Genomic DNA, 6,066 nt, shown 5'->3' with positions numbered 1-6,066 from the left:
CCAGCGTTCATCCTGAGCCAGGATCAAACTCTCCGTTGAAGTAAAACAGACACACCATGCGCCCCCGGGAAAACGGGATGCACACAATGCACAAAATTTGAAACCAGCTAAAAACACCAGACCACACCACGGGGTGGCGGGCCCGGCACRATCAACCAATTCAATACAATAAATTGGTATCAACAAACTTGGCACACTATTGAGTTCTCAAACAACAGACACACCCGGCACCACCACAACCAACAAACAGTCGCGGATCGCTCCGGAGCAACTTTTCAAACTTACCCGAGTCCGGACCGCTTAGCAAATCAGCGTTTCCGCGACCCGCAAACCATCCAACCCGCCCCACCCGAACCCGGAGCGCACAAAACGCCGACCAGATCCGGTCTCGAAATTTAGGGGATTGGCCGCCTCCGGTTCCCAGCTTTCCGCTGGTCTCCCTCGCGGCGACTTAGAAAACAATACACCCACCACGCCCCCACCGCAAACCCGCCCCGGCGCCATCCCAAAACCCCGCCGCCACGGGCCGAAACCACCCCTGAAGCGCCCAACCCGGCTCCCGGCGTCGTAAATCAACGTTGTGTGGTGCGTCACCGCGGGAGGGGGTTCCAGGGGAGGCGTGGCGGCCGGCCTTAAACGCAAGAAGGGCCGGCAACCAATTGGTTGCCGGCCCTCCTTCAAGCCACTGGGTTCAGGGGTGCTGAATTACCAGGAAGACTTCGTGATGCCCGGGAGCTCACCGCGGTGAGCCATGTCGCGGAAGCGAACACGGGAGATACCGAACTTCTGGAACGTGCCGCGGGGGCGGCCGTCGATGATGTCGCGGTTACGCAGGCGAACCGGCGAGGCGTTGCGCGGCAGCTTCTGCAGGCCGAGGCGTGCAGCTTCGCGTGCTTCGTCGGTTGAGTTGGGGTCAACCAGAGCCTTCTTAAGTTCGAGGCGCTTTGCAGCATAACGCTCGACGATGACTTTACGCTGTTCGTTCTTAGCGATCATTGACTTCTTAGCCATGTGTTTAGCGCTCCTCTCGGAATTCGACGTGCTGGCGGATTTTGGGGTCGTACTTCTTCAGGACCAGGCGGTCCGGGTCGTTACGACGGTTCTTGCGCGTCACGTAGGTGTAGCCCGTGCCCGCGGTCGACTTCAGCTTGATGATCGGACGTACGTCCTTATCCTTTGCCATTAGAGCTTTACTCCTCGTGCCAGGATGGCGGCGACGACTACGTCAATGCCGCGTACGTCGATGGTCTTGATGCCACGCGCAGAAACCTGCAGCGTGACATTACGGCGCAGGGACGGAACCCAGTAGCGCTTCTTCTGGATGTTCGGGTCGAACCGGCGCTTGTTGCGACGGTGCGAGTGCGAAATGCTGTGTCCAAAGCCCGGCTCGGCTCCGGTCACCTGGCAGTGTGCTGCCATGACGACTCTCCTCAAAAGTTCAATGAAACGGCTAGCGGAGTTCCCGCTGGCCGTGCGCTTGGCGGCGTCCGCATCCGGCTCCCGCCCCCAACCGACAGTTCCGCAGGATTCTTGGCAGACGGCACAAACCGGCTGTTTCCTCATTGCGGCGAAGATTGTGGGCCACGGGCACCGGGCTTTGGCGGTCTGTGGGACAGCCATTGCGATGTGCCGGGATGCTGGGCGAATACAGGAATGCGCGCAACTTGAGCCCCTAACTACCGGCCGCCATGACCCCGGTTTCTCTCCACGGGTCCTGCCAACCGGAGCAATTGCACACGCTCCGCGCCACCTAGCGCCTACCAAGTCTACGAGTTCGATGAATTAAAGACCAATCCGACGTTGCATGGTGTATGGGGCGGTGCGCGCGAACCGGGCCGCGGCAAGGGGCCTGGCCCATGTAAGTCATATGCCGGACGAAGCATTTTCACAGCGAAATGAAAGGCGGGCGCGCGATTCTGGATACATGAACACACAACTTCTGACGACCCGTCCCGGGGTTCGCCGCAGCTCCCGTGGCGCCGCGAACCCCTTTAAGGGGCAGCATCGGCGGCGGTTGCTGCGAGCGGATCTGCTGACGGTCCTCTTCTGGGCGTCCCTGGCGGGCGCCGTCGCTTTGTGGCTGGCCGACGGCGGAGCGGCCGGCTTCCGGACTCCCGCCGGATCCTTCACCGCACTGGGAATTGTGGCCGGCCTGGCCGGCATGGACCTGGTGCTTCTCATGCTGCTCCTGGCGGCACGCATTCCCATCATCGACCAAACCGTCGGTCACGACCGGGCGCTTGAGTTCCACCGCAAGCTGGGCAAACCTGCCCTGTACCTCCTGCTGGCGCACGGAATCCTCATTGCGATCGGTTACGGCATGGCCGAGGGGCTGGACCCTGTCAGCGAGTCGGTTGCGCTGTGGGTCCTCGTGCCGGACATGTGGCTGGCCTATATATCCACGCTCCTCTTAATCGCCGTCGTGGTCACCTCCCTGGTGGCTGTCCGACGTCGGTTCCCTTACGAATTCTGGTACGCCGTCCACCTGCTCACCTACGCTGCGGTCCTGACGTCCCTCCCCCACCAGTTCAGCGTGGGCGGGCTCTTCGCCGAGGGCACATGGCAGCGCTGGTACTGGTTGGCGCTGTGCATCGCTACAGGCGCCGCCTTGCTCTACTACCGCGTGGTCCAACCCCTGGTGGCAACCTTCAGGCACCAGCTGACCGTTAAGCGGGTGGTGCGGGAGGCCCCCGGAGTTGTCAGCATTGAGATGACCGGCCTTCACCTGGATCAACTGGCAGGCAGCGGCGGCCGGTTCTTCATCTGGCGGTTCCTGGCCCCCGGCCTGTGGTGGCATCCGCATCCGTTCAGCCTGTCCGCAGAGCCCGTCCAGTTCGACGCATCCGGCCAGGGCACGCTGAGGATCACCGTCCGCAACCTCGGCCGGGGTTCGGCACAGCTGGCTTCGCTCAAGCCGGGCACCAAAGTGGCTGTGGAGGGTCCGTACGGGCTGTTCAGCACATCCGCGCGGAGCCGCAGCCGCGTGGTCATGGTGGGTGCCGGGATCGGCATTACGCCGATCCGCGCCCTCCTGGAGAGCACGCCGTTCCAGCCCGGCAACGCCACGGTCATTCTCCGCGGACACAGCGAATCCGAGCTCTACCTGGGCGCGGAAATCTTTGAACTCTGCCGTCGGCGCGGCGCCACACTATTCCACCTGACTGGCTCCCGCCCGGCCGGAGTCCGGACCTGGCAGCCGGAGAACTCCGAGCGCGCCGGCCACCGTCTGGCCAGCTACATCCCGAACGTCGCCGAAGCGGACGTCTACGTCTGCGGCCCGTCCGGCTGGGCGCAAAACGTGCTCGAGGATGCCCGCTCCGCCGGCGTCCGGGAAGACCAACTCCATTACGAAAGGTTCGACTGGTGAGAACTCGCGCAGCAGTTTCAGCAGCCCTGGCCTCCGCCGGCATCCTCATTGCAGGCTGGCAGTCGGGCGTCCACGTCGCCAATACCGGCAGCACCGTCGCGAGCACGGCAGCCGACACTACCGGCTCTACGGGCTCCACGGGCTCCGCAGGCTCCGCGGGCTCGAGCTCAGCGTCCGGCTCTGCTGGTTCCTCCGGGTCCACGGGAACGTCCGGATCAACAGGTTCCGCGGGCTCATCAGGCGCGTCGAGCGCGGCAGGCTCCACGGGGGCCTCGGCCAAGGCGGGCGGGACCTACGCCGGCGCCGTCGTCCAGACGCGGTACGGCTCCGTCCAGGTGCAGATCACGGTTCAGGCCGGAAAAATCACTGATGTCACGGCGCTGCAGTTGACCGACGCCGAACGCAGGTCCGTGCAGATCAGCAACGAGGCGGCCCCGCTTCTGCGCGACGAGGTGCTTCAGGCACAATCCGCGAACGTGCAGACCATCGGCGGCGCCACGGTGACTTCCGACGCATACCTGACCTCTCTGCAGGCGGCCCTCGATGCAGCCCACCTCTGAGGCGGGCGGTTCGGCCCTGACGGCCCGGACGTTTAGCTCCATGGGCACCGTCATCAGCCTGACCGTTCCTGCCGGGTCAGACCCAGGAACGGCCGGCGGGGCCGGGCTCGACGCCGCAACTGCCGCCGTCGAACGGGTGTTTACCGTGTTTGATGAAACCTTCAGCCTGTACCGCGCTGATTCCGAGGCCAGCCGGCTGGCGCGCGGGGAGTATTCGCTGCGGGAAGCATCCGCCGGGATGCGCGACCGCTACGCGGATGCGCTCAGCTGGCGGCTCATGACGGAGGGCGCGTTCACCCCGGAACGGCCCGACGGCGTGCTGGACCTTTCCGGGCTCATCAAGGGCTATGCGATCAGGCACGCCGGTGAGGCGCTGTGTGCCCGTGGCATCACCGACTGGTGCCTGAATGCCGGGGGCGACGTCTTGGTGATGGGCTCGCCCGTTCCGGGCAGCGGGGCCGCGTGGGCGGCCGGGATTGTCGACCCGCACGACCGGGCGGCGCTGCTTTCCGTATACGAACTCGGCGGCCGCGGCACCCGGCGGGCCCTGGCGACGTCGGGTTCGGCAGAGCGGGGTGACCATATTTGGACAGCGGGCGCAGCCGGCGCCGAGTTTAGCCAGGTCTCCGTCGCCGCGGCGGACATTGTCACCGCAGACGTGCTCGCGACGGCGATCGTCGCCGGCGGGCCCGCAATGCTGCGCCGGGCGACGGACGGCTGGGAAATCGATGTGCTCGCCGTGCGCCGCGACGGGGAACTGCTCGCGACGCCGGGATTCCGCGCCTAAGCTGCCGTCCTCCGCCCTAGCGGCCTAGAGGTGCGTGAGCTGGCCGTACTTCGGTGTCAGGCCATCTCCGGACGATTTGCCGGTGACGCGCCGGACAACCCACGGGGCGGCGAATTCGCGGACCCACCGAGCGTTGGCCCGGATGGCGTCTCCACGGCTCAACTCCGGCACCGGGGTCATGGGCGGGACGTCAATCGAGTGTTCGTGCGCCAAGACCGTGAGGACGCGCTTGGCCATGTTCGCGTGGCCGGCTGCGGACATGTGCATCCGGTCCGTGGCCCACATGCCCCAGTCGTAGTACTCGCTGAAGCGCCAGTAATCGACCAGCAGGGCACCGTGGTCACCGGCGATTCCGCGCACCAGTTCGTTGTAGATAGCGGTGCGGCCGCGCATGGTGCCGAAAATCTTGGAGCCGCGCGCGTCGAAGCCCGTGAACATCACGACGGTTGCCCCGGTAGCCGTGAGCTTCCGGATGCCGGCGTCGTATTCCGCGAGCAGGTCATCGATGTCGATCTTGGGCCGCAGGATGTCATTGGCACCCGCGTAGATGCTCACAAGGGTGGGCTTGAGCGCGACGGCGGCATCGACTTGTTCTGCCATGATCTGGCGGAGCTTCCTGCCGCGGATGGCGAGGTTCGCGTACCCGAGGCCCGGATCGGCGGCGCCGAGCTGCTCGGCCACCCGGTCCGCCCAGCCCCGGACGCCGTTGGGACGGCTGGGGTCGTCGTCGCCGACGCCTTCTGTGAAGGAGTCTCCAAGGGCTACATAGCGGGACGTGAAATCCATGAATCCAGTCTGCCAGCAGTTGCCGCGAGCAACAAAGACGCGAAGGAACCGGCGGTGGGCGCTCAGCTGTCGCGCAGGATCCAGTGGTCGTCGGCGAGGCGGCCGACGATCTTCTCGCCGATCCGGGCCAGGTCCGCGACATCCTTGGGGCTCAGGGCGTCGAGGAATAGCGACCGGACGGCCTCGACATGGCCTGGGGCGAGCTTCACGATCGTCGCCATGCCGGCGTCGGTCAGGTGCGCCGTGGTGACACGGGCGTCGCCGGGATGAGGCCGGCGCTCAAGCCAGCCGCGGTTCTGCAACTTGGTGACCACATGGGAGAGCCTGGACAGGGAAGCGCTGGTGCGCGCCGCGAGCTCACTCATCGGCAAGAAACGCCCCTCGGCCTCGGAAAGCATCGCCAGAACGTTGTAGTCGAACAGGGAGAGCTTGCCCGCGGCGTGGAGCTGGGTATCCAGGGCGGCCGGCAGCAGAGTGTTGATGCTCAGCTGGGCGAGCCAGGCCCGGCGTTCGTCGGCGTTCAGCCAGCGCGGTTCGGTCATGGCTACATTCTAGGAGACTCGAAG

At 65.3% G+C, this 6,066-nt stretch carries 8 protein-coding genes; 3 read left to right on the top strand and 5 right to left on the bottom strand.

The window, feature by feature from the left end:
• Positions 1-705: 705 nt before the first annotated feature.
• The 3 genes from rpsN to rpmB are packed head-to-tail and all read right to left on the bottom strand — an operon-like array spanning position 706 to position 1,419.
• Positions 706-1,011 (bottom strand): 30S ribosomal protein S14, encoded by a 306-nt coding sequence (gene rpsN, locus AB4Y72_RS18600; protein ID WP_043485315.1) that lies wholly within the window; start codon positions 1,009-1,011, stop codon positions 706-708.
• A gap of 4 nt (positions 1,012-1,015) precedes the next feature.
• Positions 1,016-1,183 carry a 50S ribosomal protein L33 gene (gene rpmG, locus AB4Y72_RS18595; protein WP_003798558.1) on the bottom strand — a complete coding sequence of 56 codons (168 nt, stop codon included), beginning with the start codon at positions 1,181-1,183 and terminating at the stop codon, positions 1,016-1,018.
• Positions 1,183-1,419, bottom strand: coding sequence for a 50S ribosomal protein L28 (gene rpmB / locus AB4Y72_RS18590; RefSeq protein WP_011693744.1), 237 nt, complete (start codon positions 1,417-1,419; stop codon positions 1,183-1,185). The genes rpmG and rpmB overlap by 1 nt, the downstream gene beginning before the upstream one ends.
• A 505-nt stretch (positions 1,420-1,924) precedes the next feature.
• Between rpmB and AB4Y72_RS18585 the strand changes: the two genes are divergently transcribed.
• From AB4Y72_RS18585 to AB4Y72_RS18575, 3 genes are read left to right on the top strand one after another with little or no spacing between them, the layout of a single operon-like run.
• Positions 1,925-3,367, top strand: a complete 1,443-nt coding sequence (locus AB4Y72_RS18585) for a ferredoxin reductase family protein (RefSeq protein ID WP_441427613.1) — start codon at positions 1,925-1,927, stop codon at positions 3,365-3,367.
• Positions 3,364-3,927, top strand: coding sequence for an FMN-binding protein (locus AB4Y72_RS18580; protein WP_441427612.1), 564 nt, complete (start codon positions 3,364-3,366; stop codon positions 3,925-3,927). The genes AB4Y72_RS18585 and AB4Y72_RS18580 overlap by 4 nt, the downstream gene beginning before the upstream one ends.
• A 40-nt stretch (positions 3,928-3,967) precedes the next feature.
• Positions 3,968-4,714 carry an FAD:protein FMN transferase gene (locus tag AB4Y72_RS18575; RefSeq protein WP_441427616.1) on the top strand — a complete coding sequence of 249 codons (747 nt, stop codon included), beginning with the start codon at positions 3,968-3,970 and terminating at the stop codon, positions 4,712-4,714.
• Between the two features lie 24 nt (positions 4,715-4,738).
• Here AB4Y72_RS18575 and AB4Y72_RS18570 read toward each other — a convergent pair whose 3' ends face one another.
• Together AB4Y72_RS18570 and AB4Y72_RS18565 are read right to left on the bottom strand one after the other, a co-directional pair.
• Entirely contained in the window at positions 4,739-5,500 is a 762-nt protein-coding gene (locus AB4Y72_RS18570; protein WP_441427611.1) for an SGNH/GDSL hydrolase family protein, read from the bottom strand.
• Between the two features lie 62 nt (positions 5,501-5,562).
• Positions 5,563-6,042: a MarR family winged helix-turn-helix transcriptional regulator gene (locus AB4Y72_RS18565; protein ID WP_441427610.1), complete on the bottom strand. Its 480-nt coding sequence runs from the start codon at positions 6,040-6,042 to the stop codon at positions 5,563-5,565.
• Positions 6,043-6,066: the final 24 nt, after the last annotated feature.

The sequence above is a fragment of the Arthrobacter sp. YAF34 genome (genome assembly GCF_052113245.1).
Taxonomy (GTDB): Bacteria; Actinomycetota; Actinomycetes; order Actinomycetales; family Micrococcaceae; genus Arthrobacter.
This window is presented reverse-complemented; position numbering and strand designations above follow the sequence as displayed.